This is a genomic window from Gemmiger qucibialis (genome assembly GCF_027689445.1).
Lineage (GTDB): Bacteria > Bacillota > Clostridia > Oscillospirales > Ruminococcaceae > Gemmiger > Gemmiger qucibialis.
On sequence record NZ_JAQFEN010000006.1, the window covers coordinates 121327 to 141006 of the forward strand.

The 19680-nt window shown below is 48.4% G+C and carries 17 protein-coding genes; 9 read left to right on the forward strand and 8 right to left on the reverse strand.

Annotation, left to right across the window (positions count from 1 at the left end):
- Positions 1-22: 22 nt before the first annotated feature.
- Positions 23-2836 (forward strand): DEAD/DEAH box helicase family protein, encoded by a 2814-nt coding sequence (locus PG062_RS10625; RefSeq protein ID WP_408611414.1) that lies wholly within the window; start codon positions 23-25, stop codon positions 2834-2836.
- 515 nt (positions 2837-3351) lie between these two features.
- On the opposite strand, the gene PG062_RS10630 is transcribed toward PG062_RS10625, so the two are convergent.
- Positions 3352-4194 carry a helix-turn-helix domain-containing protein gene (locus PG062_RS10630; RefSeq protein ID WP_113999840.1) on the reverse strand — a complete coding sequence of 281 codons (843 nt, stop codon included), beginning with the start codon at positions 4192-4194 and terminating at the stop codon, positions 3352-3354.
- Between the two features lie 314 nt (positions 4195-4508).
- Between PG062_RS10630 and PG062_RS10635 the strand changes: the two genes are divergently transcribed.
- The 8 genes from PG062_RS10635 (at position 4509) to PG062_RS10670 (ending at position 11566) form a co-directional block, all read left to right on the forward strand.
- The gene (locus PG062_RS10635; protein WP_113999839.1) at positions 4509-5129 is read left to right on the forward strand and encodes a CHC2 zinc finger domain-containing protein; all 621 of its coding nucleotides are present in this window, start codon (positions 4509-4511) and stop codon (positions 5127-5129) included.
- Positions 5101-6468 (forward strand): DNA primase family protein, encoded by a 1368-nt coding sequence (locus PG062_RS10640; RefSeq protein WP_113999838.1) that lies wholly within the window; start codon positions 5101-5103, stop codon positions 6466-6468. The genes PG062_RS10635 and PG062_RS10640 overlap by 29 nt, the downstream gene beginning before the upstream one ends.
- A gap of 401 nt (positions 6469-6869) precedes the next feature.
- Positions 6870-7085 carry a phosphoribosylglycinamide formyltransferase gene (locus tag PG062_RS10645; RefSeq protein ID WP_071428310.1) on the forward strand — a complete coding sequence of 72 codons (216 nt, stop codon included), beginning with the start codon at positions 6870-6872 and terminating at the stop codon, positions 7083-7085.
- A complete protein-coding gene (gene mobV / locus PG062_RS10650; RefSeq protein ID WP_113999837.1) occupies positions 7086-8066 on the forward strand; it encodes a MobV family relaxase in 981 nt (326 codons plus the stop codon).
- Positions 8056-8232, forward strand: coding sequence for a hypothetical protein (locus tag PG062_RS10655; protein WP_199488089.1), 177 nt, complete (start codon positions 8056-8058; stop codon positions 8230-8232). Before mobV ends, PG062_RS10655 begins: the two co-directional genes overlap by 11 nt.
- Before the next feature lie 83 nt (positions 8233-8315).
- Positions 8316-9320, forward strand: coding sequence for a virulence RhuM family protein (locus tag PG062_RS10660; RefSeq protein ID WP_113999836.1), 1005 nt, complete (start codon positions 8316-8318; stop codon positions 9318-9320).
- A 20-nt stretch (positions 9321-9340) separates the two neighbouring features.
- Entirely contained in the window at positions 9341-11296 is a 1956-nt protein-coding gene (locus tag PG062_RS10665; RefSeq protein ID WP_270752284.1) for a recombinase family protein, read from the forward strand.
- 24 nt (positions 11297-11320) lie between these two features.
- The gene (locus PG062_RS10670; protein ID WP_021683568.1) at positions 11321-11566 is read left to right on the forward strand and encodes a DUF6061 family protein; all 246 of its coding nucleotides are present in this window, start codon (positions 11321-11323) and stop codon (positions 11564-11566) included.
- 51 nt (positions 11567-11617) lie between these two features.
- On the opposite strand, the gene PG062_RS10675 is transcribed toward PG062_RS10670, so the two are convergent.
- The 7 genes from PG062_RS10675 to PG062_RS15980 all read right to left on the reverse strand — a co-directional run bounded on the left by PG062_RS10675 (position 11618) and on the right by PG062_RS15980 (position 19621).
- A complete protein-coding gene (locus PG062_RS10675) occupies positions 11618-14263 on the reverse strand; it encodes an ABC transporter permease (RefSeq protein ID WP_270752264.1) in 2646 nt (881 codons plus the stop codon).
- Positions 14264-14278: 15 nt separating this feature from the next.
- On the reverse strand, positions 14279-14950 hold the full coding sequence (locus PG062_RS10680) for an ABC transporter ATP-binding protein (RefSeq protein ID WP_006858253.1): 672 nt from the start codon (positions 14948-14950) through the stop codon (positions 14279-14281).
- A gap of 135 nt (positions 14951-15085) precedes the next feature.
- Positions 15086-15985, reverse strand: coding sequence for a sensor histidine kinase (locus PG062_RS10685; protein WP_270752265.1), 900 nt, complete (start codon positions 15983-15985; stop codon positions 15086-15088).
- Positions 15978-16655, reverse strand: coding sequence for a response regulator transcription factor (locus tag PG062_RS10690; protein ID WP_270752266.1), 678 nt, complete (start codon positions 16653-16655; stop codon positions 15978-15980). The genes PG062_RS10685 and PG062_RS10690 overlap by 8 nt, the downstream gene beginning before the upstream one ends.
- Positions 16656-16671: 16 nt before the next feature.
- Positions 16672-17844 (reverse strand): sigma-70 family RNA polymerase sigma factor, encoded by a 1173-nt coding sequence (locus PG062_RS10695; RefSeq protein WP_055058961.1) that lies wholly within the window; start codon positions 17842-17844, stop codon positions 16672-16674.
- Positions 17845-17878: 34 nt separating this feature from the next.
- Positions 17879-18505 (reverse strand): alpha/beta fold hydrolase, encoded by a 627-nt coding sequence (locus PG062_RS10700; RefSeq protein ID WP_055058962.1) that lies wholly within the window; start codon positions 18503-18505, stop codon positions 17879-17881.
- Between the two features lie 12 nt (positions 18506-18517).
- Positions 18518-19621 (reverse strand): DUF6076 domain-containing protein, encoded by a 1104-nt coding sequence (locus PG062_RS15980; RefSeq protein ID WP_055058963.1) that lies wholly within the window; start codon positions 19619-19621, stop codon positions 18518-18520.
- Positions 19622-19680: the final 59 nt, after the last annotated feature.

Below are 19680 nucleotides of genomic sequence, written 5' to 3' on the forward strand. Positions count from 1 at the left end.
AAGAGCGCTTGCTGATATCCGTATGAAGACTGCGGAGGCAATGGGTAGCTATCACAGAACACATGCGCCGCAGGTGGTTTCCTTTACTGCTCCAACCGGAGCCGGAAAGACCATCATTATGTCCGCGCTGATTGAGGCTATTCTTTTCGGTGATGAACAGTATATGGAGCAGCCGGATGCAATCATTGTCTGGCTTTCGGATTCGCCTCAGCTGAACGAGCAGTCAAAGCAAAAGATCGACTCCAAGGCTGATAAGATCAAGTTGTCGCAGTGCGTTACAGTTTCCGAGGAATCCTTTGATAAAGAGGTATTTGAGGACGGTCATGTTTATTTTCTGAATACGCAGAAACTGTCGGTCACCTCCAAGCTAACGAAAAATGGCGATGGCAGGACTTATACAATTTGGCAGACGCTTGCAAATACTGTTCGGGAAAAGAGCGACAGGCTGTACTTTATCATAGATGAAGCGCACCGCGGCATGCAGGGACGTGAGGCCAGCAAGGCCACGACAATCATGCAGAAATTTATCAAGGGTAGCGATGAGGAGCATATTCCGCCGATGCCAGTGGTGATTGGTATGTCCGCGACGACTCAACGGTTCAATGCTCTGGTCGAGGGCACATCCTCAACCATACATAAGTCCATTGTCACAGCGGATGAAGTGCGGGCGTCCGGACTTTTGAAAGACCGCATTGTCATCACTTACCCAGAGGTCAGTGCAGTCAACAACGATATGGCTATCCTGCAGGCGGCAGCAGACGACTGGAAGGAAAAGTGGGAACATTGGACGCAGTATTGTTTTGAGCAGCATTACGCCTATGTGAATCCAATTCTGATCATCCAGGTGCTAAATGGAACCGGAGGCAAGCTGACCGATACCAATCTGGATGATTGCATCGCAAAGATTGAGGAACGGACCGGATTCAAGCTGGAAAACGGTCAGGTAGTCCATACCTTCGGAGGAACAAATGCCTCCCTTACGGTAAACGGGCTTGAAGTACGTTATGAGGAACCTTCCCGTATCGCAAATGACCGAAATATCCGTGTCGTGTTCTTTAAAGAGAACCTGTCCACAGGATGGGATTGCCCAAGGGCAGAGACCATGATGTCTTTTAAACACGCGAATGACGCAACCTATATCGCCCAGCTCCTTGGACGCATGGTCAGAACTCCGATGCAGATGCATATTCAGGTCGATGATGTCCTGAATGATGTGCATCTGTATTTGCCGTATTTTAACGAGGAAACGGTCAAAAATGTCGTGGAGGCATTGCAGAGCAGTGAGGGTGGAGATATTCCGACAGACATATATGGTGAGTCGCTATCTGGGAAACGCTTCGAGACACTAACTGTTAAACCGAAGAAGAAAATGCAAACGTCAATTCCGGGACAGCTGACTTTGGAGGTGCTTGCAAATCAAGGTACCGAGGTGCCAGCTTTGGTATCCATAACGGATACACAGGGTGCACCTACTCCGGTACAGCAGCAGACACAGATCCCGGATGTAGCAGAAGTGACACCCGCACAGCCTACAAATGCCTTCCAGCAAATGAGCGCCGATAGCACACAGACCGTTCAGACGGATGTTAAACCGACAGCAGATGCTCAGCCGAGCGCAGTTACTGCACCTGAAACTATGGCTCCAGATAGCCAGCAGGAAGAAGTGGAGGATTTATTTGACCGTGAAGCGGTTATGAAATTTATCAATGATGCCGGTCTGCTTTCTTATAATGTCAGAGCGCTCCGGATTAACGATTACCTCAAATCGCTATATCGGATGGCACACCTGCTTAGTATGTCCAAGCTGCACCGTGAGGCAATCAGAGAGGTGCAGGATGAGATTGTCCAGATAATTCGTGATTATGTGGAAGATATGAAAGCTACGGGCAAGTACGATGATCTTGTGCAGCAGGTAAAACAGTTCAAGCTGGCCACGCAGATTTTTGATGCGTTCGGCGAGACTGTGGACAACTATTCTGTTCATGATATGTTTACGACGACCGATACAGATATTGAACGTCAGTTCCAGATTGCCGATGTGAAGTTGGGACGTGAAGGCATTGGTATGGCATATGGCAATAAGTATGGCGACCTCAGTGACCTCACGGCTTTTAAGATAGACGTCATTCTTTTTGTTGCTGACGAGAACTGCATGAACAGACTTCACACCTATGCGGAAAACCGGTTCCACGGACTGAATGATGATTATCGCAGATATATTGCCACTATCAGCTCAGAGAAAATCCGCAGAGATTACGACAGCATCGTCTCTGATGGTGATGTGGTCAGCAAGCATAACTTCCGCCTTCCAGAGACAATACAGGTTCCACATGAGGCTGGTGGCAAAGAATACCGTGATCACTTGTTCGTTAGTGATGCCACGGGAACAGCGAAACTGAAGCTAAACGGCTGGGAGGCTGATTTGATTGCAGAGGAAGAAAAGCGGAAGGATTTTGTCTGCTGGATTCGCAATCCTTCCAGAGCGTCATGGGCACTGTGCATTCCCTATGAAATCAACGGAGAGATTAAACCAACTTATCCTGATTTTATCATAGTGCGTGAAGATGAGCGCCTTGGCTATGTGATCGATATCCTTGAGCCACACAGTGCAGACTTTAAGGACAATCTTGGAAAGGCTAAAGGTTTTGCAGAATACGCAAGACAGAATCCGGGTGTCGGTAGAATCCAGCTTATCCGTATGGGTAAGGATGCAGCGGGAAGAAATCAGTTCAGACGACTAGATATGTATAAAACAGCAATCCGTGAAAAGGTTTCTTGTGCGATAAACACAGATGAGCTAGATCATATCTTCGATACAGATGGTGTCATCGAGTAAGAATCATAATATCTAGGTATTTTTACAGCATCTGGAACTTCGATACTTTTGAAGCAAAGTTGGGTAATAACAAACAAAACCTTCCACAGAATTCATCTCCCCACTGGATGAAATCTGTGGAAGGTTATGTTTTAGGAGGCTATAAATGTGCAAGCTGTGATATAGTTGCATCTTCATAGGCGACTAAAACAAGGGGAGTGCAGAGGGGAGCAATCTCCTTTGACGCTGGGTTTCCAATAGGGGCGCGCAGCATCCCTGTTGGCACACGATTTTGCTCTGCAAAGTCTAGTGTGTTATACCTTTGCTTCCGGCTGACGCGGGAAAGGGGTTGGCGGCATACTCTGCGGTGCGGCAGAGTGTGGCAACAAACGCTTTTTCGCGGCAGTAGGACAGGTGGATTTTGTGACGGGGGTTACGGCACAAACGCAGGATTTTTGAGAAGCAAAATCCGACTGGCCGGAAAAGGAAGGAAAGGCATATAAAACCCCTCGTCTCGCCGCCGCGCCGCTCCGGTTTCAACGTTTCTTCCGTTTTCCCTTGCCGTGGGTCATAGTCGTTTTCCCTCGCTGGCTGATGGGGCTTTTCAGGTACTTGGACTTTTTAAGCCCGCTGATGATTGAGACAAATTCTTCCTTCGTGAGTGTGTCATAATCAAGCCCAATCGTTGCCATGAACGCACGGATTTGCTTTTCCTCGGAACTGCCCTCAAAGTTCATTGCCTCCCGCAACTGGTTCTGCATATTTTCTGCAAAGGAGACTTCATCCGCAGTCATGGTGTCAGGGCGATGCTGCTCTCGAATATCACGGAGGATACCTTTCAGATCATCCGCAATCAGGCTTCCGAAATATTTATCTTCCCGAATCTGCGCCACTTCCAGCGTCCGCAGGTGCAGGTCATTTTCCTCGCCGCCATTTTTCATCAATGCCATCTGCCGGATGGCTTCCAGCACGGCGTTCATATCGTTGACGCGCATATCTGCGATTCGGTCAACGTAAATCTCAGCATCCAGCATAAAGCGCTGGAAATCTTTATGGCAGATCAGCTCCGACAGCAGCCGGTGGTTGAACTTGCCCGCTTTCAATACATCAATCGAAGCATCACTCAAATGCAGCTCATGCAGAGCTGTGTTTGGGTGATTTTTTGTTTCCGTCCGTCCCATCAGATAGTCGCAGGAAACACCGTAATAGTCAGCCAGCAACAGAATGCTGTACGGGCTGATGTCCTTGCCGTTATCCGATTCATATTTGCCAAGTGCGGATTTCGAGATACCCACCTCGGCGGCAAGCTGCTCCAACGTCAGCTTTTGTGCTGTTCGTAAATCCTTCAAACGTTCCCCCATTGTCAGCTTAACCTGCATACACCAGCCTCCTTTGCAGCTTTTTCTGTATTATATCATGCTTTTTCGCTTTTGTCTAAGAGCGTGGAAAATCCGACTTTCTCCACGCTTTTCCTACCTCTCGGATATACGGGAAAGAGCCTGTTTTCTTACTAAAATTTAGACGTAAACCACGCAGCACCTTGAAAATTTCATGATCGTCCGATGAGGATATGCTTCCGGAGAAGTACCGCATTCCGCGTACCAAGGAAGAGGCAACGCCGGGGTAAGGACTCGGGCAGGAACGGCATCGAGTAGAACGGCGAAGTTCAATTATTTTACAGGAGGAAACAGGTATGGATTTATTTACACAAATCAAGATGGGATTTTCCGTAAAAGAGGCTGCCGAATACTACGGACTGGAAGTGAACCGTGGCAACATGGTCTGCTGTCCCTTCCACAATGACCGTACACCCAGCATGAAGCTGAACGAGGATTACTTTTACTGCTTTGGCTGTGGGGCAACTGGTGACGTGATCGACCTTGTGGCAAAGCTGTTCAACCTGAGCAGCTATGACGCAGCGAAAAAGCTGGCGTATGACTTTGGGATCGACCCGGACAAGCCCCCGGCCGCGGCAGCGCTGCGGAAGCCGAAATATCCGCTGGCAGAGGCGTTCCAGAAAGAGGAACTACATTGTCAACGGATATTGTACGATTACCTGCATCTTTTGGAGCATTGGAAGGTGCAGTACGCACCCAAAACGCCGGAGGATACTCTTGATGACCGCTTTGTGGAAGCCTGCCAGATGCTCGATTATATCGAGGATCTGACAGATATTTTAACCTTTGCGGAGTTGGAGGTTCGCGTGAAAACCGTGGATATGCTTCAAAAGGACGGCATGATCGACCGGCTGGAAGAACGCTTGAAACGGACGGAAAAGGAGGTGGATGCCCGTGACGAAACGGAAATCGGCTAATTTAGACGCGCCCATCTGGTTTGACGGCACAAATATCAATGAAGCACTGTTCTGTGATGAATTTCTGAACAGCCGGAAAATCATCTTTGCCAACGGTGCTTTCTTCACGCCGGACGGCAGGGTGACCGACGATCTGCCGCTTCGTGGCGAAATCTATGAGAAACTGAAATGCTGCGCCGTGAACAATATCCCCCGCAAAATCACCAACATTCTGGAAGTGATGAAGCTGGCGGCTCATGTGGAGGACTTTGCACCGGAAGCAGATAGAATCCATCTGGCAAACGGTACTTTGAAGCTGGACGGCAGCTTTACCGAGGGCAGACCGAACATTGTGCGGAGCAGACTGCCGGTGGCATACCGCCCTGACGCACCGGCTCCCGTCCGGTGGCTTTCTTTTCTGGATGGGCTTCTCTATACAGAGGACATTCCAACCTTACAGGAGTTTATTGGCTATTGCCTGATTCCCAGCAATAAGGGGCAACGCATGATGGTGATTAAGGGAAACGGTGGTGAAGGAAAATCACAGATCGGTGCTGTGCTGGTTGCGCTTCTCGGCAGCAACATGAAGGATGGCAGCATCGGCAAAATTTCTGAAAACCGCTTTGCCCGCGCCGACCTGGAACACATTCTGCTGTGCGTGGATGATGATATGCGGATGGAAGCACTGCGGCAGACCAACTATGTCAAGTCTATCGTGACCGCCCAAGGTAAGATGGATCTGGAACGCAAGGGCAAGCAGAGCTATCAAGGGTGGATGTTTGCCCGCCTGCTGGCGTTCTCCAACGGCGATCTGCAAGCGCTATATGACCGGAGCGATGGATTTTACCGCCGACAGCTTGTGCTGACTACCAAGGAAAAGCCTGCGGGACGGATAGATGATCCTGACCTTGCCGAAAAGATGAAAGCCGAAGCCGAGGGGATTTTCCTCTGGGCGTTTGAGGGCTTGAAGCGGCTTGCCGCCAACAACTTCAAATTCACGGAAAGCCAGCGCACACGGGATAACCGGGAGGCAGTGAAGCGAGATAACAATAACGTCTTTGATTTTCTGGAATCCGAGGGCTATATCCGGCTGAAGGCGGACTGCACCATCAGCTCTAAAGACTTGTACGAAATTTACCGGATGTGGTGTGAGGAAAATAATCTGACACCGTTAAAGCGCCGCAGCTTCAGCGAGAGTGTGATTGCGAACCAAAGCAAGTACAATCTTGAATACTGCAACAAGATCACCAATGCTGCCGGACGGCGTGTATGGGGCTTCTTCGGGATTGAAGCGATTGCGAAACCTAATATAAATGGGTTTTCTGATGTCTCAGAGCGTACGTACGTACCGGAGGATTGACGATAAATTTTCTGCGACTGCGCCGTGTACGTATGTACGCAGCGTTTTTCCCAAAACGCCGCTATATGAAAAACTCTGACTGGCAGAGCCTATATTTTTGGGCACGAAATCAAGCTAAGTAAAATCCGTAAATTATTTGCCTGATGGCAGAAATGCTTTCACGAAATCACACTTCTCGGAACAACAACATGGGTGCGCGGAAACGCGGGAAATCATACGCTTTAGAGCGAAGTCACTCGGAACAGAAAAGTCGATAGGTGTCACCTGTGGACAGGACATCATAACGGCGATTTTGAGCGGATTTGAGAGTAAGGCTTTTTTCACGATGCAGCGAAGCGGATGCGCCGAATGGCGTACCGGCTTCGCTTTTTCATTATCTGAATTTTGGAGGGGATTTGAATATGAGTGTACGCAATGAAATCAAGGCGCAGATCATTCGCGCCGGTTTTACCATGCAGGAAGTTGTTGACCTGTTACATGATGAATATGGCTGGTCGGACAGCGTTTCCAATTTGTCCGCCAAGTTGCAGCGGGAGAGCATCCGCTATAAAGAGGTCGTCGAGCTTGCCGACGCGCTGGGTTATGAACTGATCTGGCAGAAACGGAGGGAAAAATAAATGAGTAAGCCACAGTTTGCGATTCTCCGCTTTGCAAAGTATAAAGGACCGGAAATTTCTAATATTGAGGCGCACAATGAGCGCACAAAAGACGAATACGCCAGCAATCCGGATATCGACAAGAGCCGCAGCTGTCTGAACTTTCATCTGCTCGAACCGGAGCACAAATATCGTGCAGAGGCAGAGCGGCAGATCAAGGACGCCGGTTGCCGCACCCGTTCGGACAGTGTGCGGCTGGTGGAGGCTCTTGTGACCGCAACGCCAGAGTTCTTCAAGGGTAAGAAGAAAGCTGAAATCAAAGCCTATTTTCAGGAGGCGCTGGATTTCATCCGGGAACACCAAGACCAGAAAACCATTATATCCGCCGTGGTGCATATGGACGAGAAAACGCCCCATATGCACCTTTCTTTTGTCCCGCTGACAGCGGATGGGCGGCTCTGTGCCAAAGAAATCGTAGGCAACAAGAAGAAGCTAACGCAATGGCAGGACAGATTTTGGGAGCATATGGTCAAAAAATACCCGGATTTGGAGCGAGGCGAGAGCGCCAGCGAAACCGGACGCGACCATATCCCACCACGGGTGTTCAAGGAGATGACCCGCCTGACCAAGCAGAAGGCCAAGCTGGAAGAATTGCTTGCAGGTGTCAATGCGTTCAATGCCAAAGGAAAAGCAGCAGAGATCGGTGCATTTTTGGACAAGTATATCCCGACTGTGGAGCAGATGCACACGACGCTGAAAAAGTACAATACAGCGTTTACCGCCACGACCGCCGAGAACAAAAAGCTGAAAAAGAAAACAGAGCAGTTGGCGCAGTCGCTGGACAAAGCTACGAAGGAAAGTACCTTGAAAAAGCTGGCCGATGCCAAGCTGCACCGGGATTATGAGGATGCCGTCGCCGTGCTGGATCGTATTCCGAAGGAAGTGCTGGCGGCATATACGCACAGAACGGAGAAAGAGAGGGAGACTGCCTATGGTAGATGAATGGAGCGGCTTCGCCGCTTTGCTGGCAAATTTGATTGAAAAGTATGCCTTGGTTCTGAATCTTGATGCGCTGCCCGATCTTGTCATAGAGGAAGCCGTGCCTGAAAAAGACGGGGCAGATGAGATGATTCACGAAAACGATATTGAACCCGTGAAAGCAGCATGATATAATTGTCATGAAATAAGTGTCCAAACCGCCATTGCAGGAGCAAAAGCTCCTGCAATGGCAGAAAACGAGGTGAAGTGACCATGGAACGCTGGGAGAATGAGCAGAACAATTCTGAAATGATGATTTATACCACAGAGGATGGCTTAACAAAGATCGAAACGACCTTTGACGGCGATACGGTTTGGCTGTCCATTGACCAGATGGCAGAGCTGTTTCAGCGTGATAGAAGTGTGATTGGCAAGCATGTGCGAAACATTTTCAAAGAAGGAGAGCTTCAAAAGGAAGCAGTATGGGCAAAATTTGCCCATACTGCCGCCGACGGAAAAGTGTATGATGTCGATTACTATAATCTTGATGTTATCATTTCTGTCGGCTACCGTGTGAAATCTCAGCGCGGTGTGCAGTTTCGTATTTGGGCAACAGGAATTTTGAAGGAGTATATGCGAAAAGGCTTTGCTCTGGATGATGAGCGCCTGAAAAATCTGGGCGGCGGCGGATACTTCAAGGAGCTGCTGGAGCGTATCCGCGATATCCGCGCTTCCGAAAAGGTGTTTTACCGTCAGGTGCTTGAAATCTACGCGACCAGTATTGACTATGATCCCAAGGCGGAAATCTCCGTTCAGTTTTTCAAGAAAGTCCAAAACAAGATTCATTATGCCATTCATGGACAAACCGCGGCGGAGGTCATTTACACACGCGCCGATGCGGAGAAAGAATTTATGGGCTTGACCACCTTTGCGGGCAATCAGCCCACGCTGAAAGAGGCGGTAGTTGCCAAGAACTATCTGAACGAGAAAGAGCTTCGTGCTATGGGGCAGCTTGTGTCCGGATATCTGGATTTTGCGGAACGACAGGCGGAGCGGGAGCGGGCAATGACCATGCAGGACTGGTCAGAGCATCTTGATCGGATTCTGACCATGAGTGGAGAGCAGCTGCTGATTGGCAACGGAAGCGTCAGCCATAAGCAGGCTATCGACAAGGCAACCGGCGAGTACAGAAAATACAAAGCCCGTACCCTCAGCGAAGTTGAGCGCGATTATCTGGATTCCATCAAGCTGTTGGAGCATAAAACAGATAAAAAGTAGGCTGAGGCGGAGAAGACATGATGAAAAAAGAAAAGATAAAAGTCTATATCTATACGCGCGTGTCCACCGCCATGCAGATTGACGGATATTCTCTGGATGCACAGAAATCCAGAATGAAAGCCTATGCCGAGTTCAATGACTATGAGATTGTGGGCGAATACGAGGATGCCGGTAAATCCGGCAAGTCCATTGAAGGGCGTGTAGAGTTTAACCGCATGATGGAGGATATCAAGTCCGGTAAAGACGGCGTGTCCTATGTGCTGGTGTTCAAACTCTCCCGTTTCGGCAGAAATGCGGCAGATGTGCTGTCCACTTTGCAGGTTATGCAGGACTTTGGCGTTAACCTGATTTGCGTGGAGGATGGGATCGATTCCTCCAAGGATGCGGGAAAGCTGATGATTTCTGTTTTGTCAGCGGTTGCAGAGATTGAGCGGGAGAACATCCGTGTGCAGACGATGGAGGGCAGAATCCAGAAAGCCCGTGAGGGAAAATGGAACGGCGGTTTTGCGCCATATGGCTACAGGCTGGAAAAGGGACAGCTTTTCATCAATGAGGAAGAAGCAGCGGCAATCCGCGTGATTTTTGACCAGTATGTACATACGGATACCGGTGCAAACGGTCTTGCAAAATACCTTGCAACCCACGGGATTCACAAAATTCAAAGGCAAAACGGAAAAAATCCCTTATTCGATGCAGCACTGATCCGCAGAATTCTAAAAAATCCGGTATACTGCGGGAAAATCGCCTATGGCAGACGCCGGACGGAAAAGGTGCATGGCACCCGAAATGATTACCGGCTGGTGGAACAGGACGATTATCTGCTGGTGGATGGTCTGCATGAGGGAATCGTTTCCGAAGAACTATGGCACGAGGCGCAGGTCAAGCTGCTGGCGCAAGCGGAGAAATACGAACACGTCAACAGGGGTAAGGACACCAAAATTCATCTGCTGTCCGGTATTGTAAAATGTCCGGTCTGCGGTGTGGGAATGTACGGAAACAAAAGCATCAAACATAAGGCGGACGGCTCAAAATACAAGGATTTTTATTACTATGGCTGTAAGCATCGTACAATGACGCACGGACATAAATGCGATTTCAAGAAACAGATCAATGAAGAACTATTGGACAGTGCCGTTGCGGAGGTTATCGTAAAACTGGTAAGCAATCCGAAGTTCGCTGCCATGATGCAGGAAAAAATCAGCATGAAGGTGGATACCTCTTCCATTGAGCAGGAGATCGCAGCGCATGAAAAGCAGCTTCGCCAGAGCTATTCAGTAAAGGCACGGCTGATGGATGAAATTGATTCCCTCGATCCGGACGATAAGCACTACATCAAACGCAAAGCAGACCTTGATGACCGGCTTTACAAGATGTATGATAAGATCGAGGATACAGAAAACCAGCTCGTTGCTGCCAGAGCCAAGAAAATGGCGATTGAGGCGGAAAAGCTGACAGGCGACAACATCTACAAGGTGCTGATTTACTTTGATAAGCTCTATTCCGTCATGGACGATCAGGAAAAGCGGCAGCTCATGGAATCGCTGCTTTCCGAGGTTCAGATTTACGAGGAACGGCAGTCCAACGGTCAGTGGCTCAAGTCCATCAAATTCAGGCTTCCAGTCATTGCGGAAGATATGAGCTTGAGTTTGGACAATGATTCACATATAGAGACGGTTGTCTTGCTTTCCAAGGGTGAGGTCGACTCGAAAAAGATTCGGGTTGAGTTCTCTTTGGAAGATATGGATATGTCCGAATTTCAGGATGGGGCAACCTATCCGCAGATCAAGGAGTATGTGTTGGAGCATACCGGGTTAAAGGTGTCCAACCTCTATATCTCACAGATTAAACGAAAATGTGGGATTGGGGTTGGTAAGAACTATAATCTGCCGAAGTCCGAGGATTCCAGACAGCCCCAGTGTCCGCAGGAAAAAGAGAAAGCAATCCGAGAAGCATTCAAATATTTTGGGATGATCTAACATCCCGCAAAATGGAGGTTTCTTATGGATAGATTGATTTCTTGTGAGTTTAACATGGATACCGCTTGTGTGGAACTGAAATTTTTAGATGGCAGCATGATTGCCATTGATACCATCGCCGTGGAGAATGAGGTTGCTGACAATATGTATCAACGGTCAGAACTGGATTATCTAATCTACAATGATCCGGTTGGATATGCAGACTTGATCTTGAACGGTGATCCCGAAATTTATCTAAAAACTGTAACTGAATGTAAACCCTTAGATTAAAACTCAGCCCTCTGCCTTTTCCTTGGCAGAGGGCCGTTTTTTGCTTAACAGTTATTGAGCATCCCTTAATTGCTCTACAACACTGCATTTCGCTGCATTGTCATACATCATGCAAGGAATCAGCCACCCCAGCAGAAGAAATACCGGAATTGTCAGCAGGACAGGCAGAATGGTGAATCGATACTCAAAGAACCAGAACATACTGCCCAGCATTTTTCCTGCAAGAGGTCCCACCGCCAGCGACAGAATAAAGGCCGCCGATACGGAGGACATTGCGTAAAACAATCCCTCGTAGATCAGCATGGTTTTGAGCTGCCGGTTCGTCATTCCTACAGCCTGAAGCACAGCAAATTCACGGCGGCGGGAAAGAATACTGGTCATCATGGCGTTGAAGAAATTTAAGAGTCCCACCAGCCCGATGATAGCACAGAGGATACCACCTACCAGAAGGAACATCTGCCGGAACTGAGCAAACTCAGAGCGAGCCGTGGCCTTGCTTTCATACATCAAGGGTGAAAACTCACCGGCAGTGAGCTTCGATAGATATTGCTCTGCTTCGGCCTCGTCTGCGTCGTCTGCTGTGTCGAACAGGTAGAGCATCGGAATGGCCGCACCGCCGCTGTCCCTCTGTGCGGTATCCACAGACAAAACTGTCTCATATCCAATACCACCATAACGATAACTCATGGAATACGGAAGTTCTACCAAGGCGCAGACCGTGTACTCTACATCTCTGGCTCCATACAATTTTGCCTGAATGTACTCCTCCGGTGTATCTTCGGTGCAGAGTTCCCCGGTGCGGCTGTCGATATATTTCACATCGTCCGCATAGGTAGCGGTGATCGTGTCTCCCACCTTGGGGTAGTATTCAGGATTGGGCAGATTACCGTAATCATCCAAAGAAACCGCAATGGCAATGGCGTTATTATCCGGCTCCAACATGGGAGAAATATCGCCGTCGAGCACTTGCAGCTTGTCAAACAGACTGTTATCCAGAGCCTCAATTCTGGTCTTTCCCATCACCATATTGCCCCGGTGCTCCAGACGGCTCATATGGCTGTCCAACTGCTCGGCGCTTTCGAACCATGCATAGTCCTGCCGCAGAGCATCCTCCGTCATCCACAGGTAGGCGGGTTTTCGCACAGCATATCCCGTGCCGGAAAGACTGGCCTTTGTGTTTGCGGAGATATCCTCGATCTGTTCTGGCGTGATGAATTCATCTGCCGGGTTGTAACGGAAATAGTCGGGCGTGCTGACGATAAAATCGGCGCAGGTCTTGGCGGATACATACTTCTCCATGCTGAAGCCGCCCACAAAGGCACACAGCGCATTGAACAGTGTCACCGACAGTGCCAGAGACACCACCACCAGCACCGTCTTTTTTTTGTTTCGTCCCAGATTGGCAAAGGCCATCTGATGGAGCTTCGCTCCCCGGGTGCTGCGCTGTTTTTTCTTGGTCTGCATCGCATCTGTATATTTGGTAGCCTCCACCGGAGAAACCTTGGCTGCCATTTTTCCGGGCTTGGAGCAGGACAAGAGCACTGTCAGCAGAGCAAACAGCACGGAGCCAACAAAGATCACAGGCGAGGTGCTGATGGTAGTGATGCCCACCTCCAACTGGGTGGAGCGCAAGACAACAGGCACCAAAACAGCGCCGATGCCGTAGCCCAGCAGCAGCCCTGCCGGAATGCCGATCAGACAAAGCAGAAGTGCCTGCTGGCGAATGATACGTTTGAGCTGCCGGGGCGTTGTGCCAATGGTTTTCAGAAGTCCGTAAAACCGGATATCTCCCGCAACAGAGATCTGGAAAATGTTATAGATGATAAGATACCCAGTGAAAATCACCAGCAGCAAAAAAGCTGCTATGGCGACCATCAGCTCTGGATCGAGCTGTGACTCCAGCTGGGATGAGGTATATCCCCAATTGACGCCGATCCGGACGCTGTTGGGATCGGTATAGCTGTCCCATGTGTAGCCAAGATCGGTATCCACCTGCTCCATCTGCCCTTGAATGTTTGTGCCGGAGGCCAGCATGACATTCAAATCGGTGCGGAAAGGCTGTAAACCTGTTTTCACTGCCTGCGCTTCGATGTCATCTGCGTAATCACGGCTGATGTTGATGTAATGAACAGGCATTAGTTCATCATAGTCCCAATAGCCCACCAGCGTAAAGGTATCTGTTACAGTAAAGGCGGTTTGATCCTTGTCCGTAATGGAATAGGAAACCGTGACCTCGGCGCCCAGTTCCGGCGTTACGCCAAGCAGCTGCAACGCTGCCGTATCCATGGCTACCTCTTTGCCGCTTTCGGGCATCCGTCCGGTAGTAGGGGTTGCATAGCTCCATTTGGTGCAGTTGGCATCCATGTAGCTGATCTCTGCAGGGTTTTTGGAAAAGACACCATCCGCAGTGATGCCGATCACCTTCCGTGCCCCCGCCGCCTTCACCTTTGGGTGGGCAGCGATGCGTTCCGCCTGCTCGGGGGAAACATCCTTAAAGGTGCCATGCGCATAGCCGCCTACCTGCCGAAACTGGTAGGTTTCATAACTGGCGTTCAGCGACAAGACAATGGTGAACATGGAAGTAAATAGCAGCGTTGTCAGCGCAATGGCAAAAATAGCGATCAGATTGCGGCGACGGTTCGCATAAAGAGATTTTAAGCTGAGCTTTCGAATACATTTTCTGTTTTTGACATTCATCGCAGCCACCTCCCGTTAGTTCTGGGAGACAATCCGACCATCCTCGATACGGATAATGCGGTCTGCCATCTGCGCAATTTCTTCGTTGTGGGTGATCATCACGATGGTCTGGGCGAACTTTTGACTGGTGACTTTCAAAAGGCTCAATACATCCTGGCTAGTTTTGGAATCCAGATTGCCGGTCGGTTCATCTGCCAGAATGATAGCGGGTGCTGCCGCCAGCGCACGGGCAATGGCTACTCGCTGCTGTTGACCGCCTGAGAGCTGATTGGGCAGCGCATCCAGACGATCATCCAGCCCAAGTGTCTGTACAATCTGCTGTACGAAATCCTTATTGACCTTGCCACCGTCCAGTTCAATGGGTAGAACAATATTTTCATACACATTCAGCACCGGAACAAGATTATATGCTTGGAACACAAAGCCGATTTTCCTGCGGCGGAAGATGGTCAGCGCTTCCTCCTTCAGGGAGAAAATATCCTGTCCGTCCACCATGACCGTGCCACTTGTAGGGCGATCCAGCCCGCCCAGCATGTGCAGCAGCGTGGATTTGCCGGAGCCGGATGTGCCGACAATTGCAACAAATTCGCCCTTCTTTACACTTAAATCAACTCCATCCAACGCATGAACTGCATTATTGCCGGAGCCATAAATCTTTTTCAGGTTTTTTGCCTGTAAAACTTCCATAAATGAGTACCTCCATGAAAAAATCTGTATGTATGAAAGGAAATGATCCTTTGATACATACAGATTATCGCATAGGAATCTTTCCACATTCTTTCCGGCGGAAAATGAAATCTAACAGTTTTGATAGAATTGTTGTTATTTCGGCAGAAATATGGAAAATGTACTTCCTTTTCCCGGAACGGAAGCAATCTTGATATAACCTTCCTCACCGGATATGATCTGTCGGGCAAGGTATAAGCCGATGCCGACCCCTTCCTGCTCCTGAACCGCCTTTGAGCGGTAAAAGCGAGCAAATATCTTCGCTTGCTCAGTTTCCGGTATGCCTGAACCGGTATCCGATATATCGACCCTTGCAAACATTTCATAGCTTACGGCAGAAATAGTAATGGTGCCATGCTCCGTATATTTGATGGCGTTGTCTACGATATTAGCCAGCGCTTCCGCTGTCCATTTGAAGTCGAATACGGCAAAAGCATCGGTATCTTGCAGTCGCAAAGACAATCCTTTTTCAGAAGCCTTGGCGGCATATTGTTCTACTACGCTTTCAAGCAGCGGCTGCAGCGCTGCTTGCTGAGGGGAGAGTGAAATGATCCCGTTTTCCAGTCTGGAAAGCTTTACGAGAGAATCGATCAGAAATCGCAGCTTTTCCGATTGTTTGTACAGCGCCTCCACATTTGCCTTCGCCGATGCAGGCAGAGTTTCCTCCATCAGAAGCTCGCTGTATAACAGCAGGTTTGCAATCGGCGTTTTCGTCTGGTGGGAAATGTCCGCAATCAAGGTTTTGATTTTGTCTTTTTCCTGCGCTATGTTTTGAGAAGATGCTTCTGCGGCGGAAAGATAGTGCGCAAACTTTGTTTCCAATGCAGACAGCTGGCTTTCATCAAAATTGGTTTCAGAAAAGGAGCCGGTCATGGCAGCGTCCAGCATCCTTTCGATTTCTTCCATCGTTTTTCTGGTCTTTCTCCGCTCCAATAACACAACAGCTGCCACCGCCAGAAAACACAGCAGTATGATCACAATGCCGGTTTTATTCATCTTTTGTCACCCAGCTATAACCGATTCCGTAGATGGTTTTAATGTATTTCTGTGCGCCAAGCTTATCCCTCAGACGCTTGATCGTAACAGACAAAGCATTTTCATCCACATATTCTGCGCCATCTGTCCAGATCCGGTCGACAAGGTCTCCACGGGTCATGGTTCGACCACGGTTTTCAACAAGCAGACGCAGTAATTTTTGTTCTGTTTTACTCAATTCCACTTTTGAATCTCCCACATAAAAGGTCATAGCCTCAAAGTCAAAGTGAAATAGATCCATATGGAACGGCGCATTTTTATGGTTTGACGCTTGCTTTCGCAGTTGGGTATTCACCCTTGCCCGCAAAACCGAAAGAGAAAAGGGCTTGGTAATATAATCATCAGCGCCTCTCTCCAGTCCGTCTACGATATCCAGATCGGTGTCATTGGCAGTCAGTAGAATAACAGGAATCCCGGGCGTGTTTTCCTTGATCTCCCGGAGCAGCTCAAGCCCACTGCCATCCGGCAGATTGATATCCAGCAGAACCAGGGATACACTCCCGCAAAGCAATTGTTCTCTTGCCGCTTTTAGATCATGGCAGGATATAATCTGACGGTCATCTGCTTTCAGCGCTTTGCATAAGCCTTGATTCAAACCGATATCATCTTCAACAATCAGTAATTGCTCCATGTATCTCACTCCCTCGTTATTCAAAGGCCACCATTATTTCCTTGGGTAATTTTTCGTTCTCACAGTTCAGAAGATAGGCGATTGCTCTGCTTGCAAATTTGTTCGTTTTCACTGTATCCCAATCGGCAAGCAAAATGACCTCTGCCTTGCCGTTCTCAAAATCTAATGATATTTCGCCCCATTCGCCGTCGCAGTCTGCCTGATATTCGTAGATTGCGGCGGCGATTTTCTTTTTTCGCTTGGTCTTGGATTTCTGTTTTAGCCGGACTGCATGGATTGCGCCCTCGGCAACCAAAAATTCCGTCAACTTGTCCACTGCTTTTCGGTAGGCTCGTTCTGCACCGCTGGCTGTACTGCCCTCAAACATAACCGCCAGTTCTTCAAAGGTGGGGCGGTCTTTCCATGAGCTGACACGCCCACAGGTCATGCAAATTGCTAATCGTTTTTCGAGCAAGGTCTGTTCCCGGTAATTCAGTTTCTCAAATGCCCGCTGCACCTTTTCTGCCTGTATGCCGTTCCAGAGGATATCGGTATAGTTCCAGCTATCGTCAAGGGCTACATCCTCGCCTGTTTCTTCGCCGTCCTCGTCTGTGACATAGAAAGGCTGCTGATTGCGGATACCTCGCACAACTTTCAGATAGTTTTCGGCAAGAGCAAGATCACAGTTGTATTTCTTGGAAAACTCGTTGACCGCATCCTTGGTATTGTGGTACAGCCAAGCCATTGACCGCACCATTTTGTAATTAGTCAGAGAGGATACCGACCATTTTTCTTCGCCCATGCGAAAACGGAGCATAGCATCCCGGATGAACGGATAGATGTATGTAGCATACTCTGCGCCCTTGGTAAGGTCATAGTCCATCAGTTTTTGGAGCATTTGTTCCCGGCAGGAGAGCTTTATATCTATAAATCGGTCTGTGTCGTACAAATCGCCGCCATCCACACCGAGAAAGTCTTTGATGCGCTTGTTAAGCTGCGGCTCGTAGTGGTGTAGGAAGAATGAGAAATGTATCAAATTCTTTTCCTGCAAGGCAGACAGGATATATTCGTTCAGACTGCCTACCTTTGGCGGCTCAGGTTCCAGTTGGAAGATGCGCTCTGCCACATAGGGAATGATACCATCACCGTGCGGATTGACTTGGTGTTTCGGTATGTATCCGGTCATATTCCATGTAAAATCACTCAGCATAGCGCACCTCCCTTCTCATTTCTATAAGAATCCCTTAAGACATTCTTTCATAAAAAGCATGAAGTATTTCTGCCAATTCCTGCGGTGATTCAATATTAACTTCATGTCCGGCACCAATAATCGTTTTTAATTCCACGTTCTTAAGCAATTCTGCCAATTCAATAGAAGCATTTTTATTCGCAGTATCTTTCTCGCCATATAACAATAGTGTAGGGCATGATATTTTGTGCAGAGAGTTGTTAAAGTCCAACTCCATCATGGTTTCGCATAGAAGTAAGAAATCAGCTTTTCTAAATCCCATTTGTTGAAACATGGATTTAGGCATAAATCTAAAGAGAAGATTTTGAAATTTCAGAAGCTTCTTGGGCATTTTATATTGTGTGGCGATAAGCACCAAGGAGCGAACTTTTTTCGGATATTGTATAGCATAGTTCAGAGCTAATACGCCCCCAAGCGATAAACCGCACAAATCAATAGGCTCATCATATTGATTGCAGTAATCTGAAAATGCAGCATATAGATTATCATAGGTCACTTCTTTGCTATGAACTAAATCAGGAAGATTCGGACACAAGCTGTAATCAGTAGTTTGCAAAATATCTATTGTTTTTGTCCAACTGTCAGATGTTTGTCCTAATCCATGCACATATATTTGTTTCATATTGTTCCCCCACTAAATATGTATCTTAGCTTCTGCAAGCAAAGCAGCCTGTTCCATTTCTTTTTCATAAGCTCCTTTGGCATAAGCAACATCACTTTTTGCCCGGAGTTCTTTATCTTTTGCCAGTTTCTTCATGACCTCCGCAAGGTCAGCGTCCAGAGTACCACGCTTTACATAGCGATTTATGGTGTTCAGCCTCTTTTCATATATCTGGATAATCGGATGATCGTCTGCAAGCTCTCGCTGTTCTCTGCCTTTTAGATTGCCGATCTGCCGGCAAGTGCGGTGCAGCTTGTCCCCCGGTGCATAGCCGCCGCAGTATTTGGTGTGCCTTGCGTTGGTGGTGAGGAACCACTTGCCGCAGATTTTGCATTTTTTCGGGGCATGACCAACACATAAGCCCTCAAAAAGATCAGACCGGAACATCCCTACAAAGGATACATAGTGCATCCGCTTGACCAGCTTCGCAACTTTTTCGCCGGGACGGATGACCGATATATACTGAACGGAATTGTTCAGGGTAGACATCCAGGCATTGCCCTCTGTGATAGAAAACTCCGGTGGGAAATAGGTGCCGAACATTTTCGCAAAGCCCTCTGCGGTGCGGTCTGCTTCGTTTCCGTCCGATTGTTCTGCAAAATCAAGCATCGCCTTTTGGTATTCCTCAAGGGAGTAAGCCAGATGCCCGCATACAGCGGTATAGCGCTGGAGCATCACCGCATCAGCATATTTCGGAACTTCTTCGAACGGTAAAGAATTGGTTACGGCTTTTATGGCGAACTCCACATATTTCAGAGCATTGTCCGCAGTAAAGACCCTTTCTATTCGTTCCCGGTGCTTTGGTATATCCATATAGGAGAACGGCGGCGTTTTGCTGAGAATCTCTAACATTGTCAATGCAGCTTCCTTTGCCATTGGAAAGAGTGCAGAAGTATCCTGTCCGGCATTCAGCATCCCGAGCAGCAGATTGATTTTCTCGCATTGCTCGTTCATTTTTGTAATAGTATCCGCAGGAACATTCAGTGCATCACAGGCAAGCGTGCCGACAGGGAATGTTTTGCCCTCATATATGACCGTATCCTGCCAGAAGTCCAATGTCATCAATTCTTGGTTCATGCTTACCTCCTGTCCTGTTTTTTCACTTTCTTAATTGTATCATGCTAATGTAAAGAAAT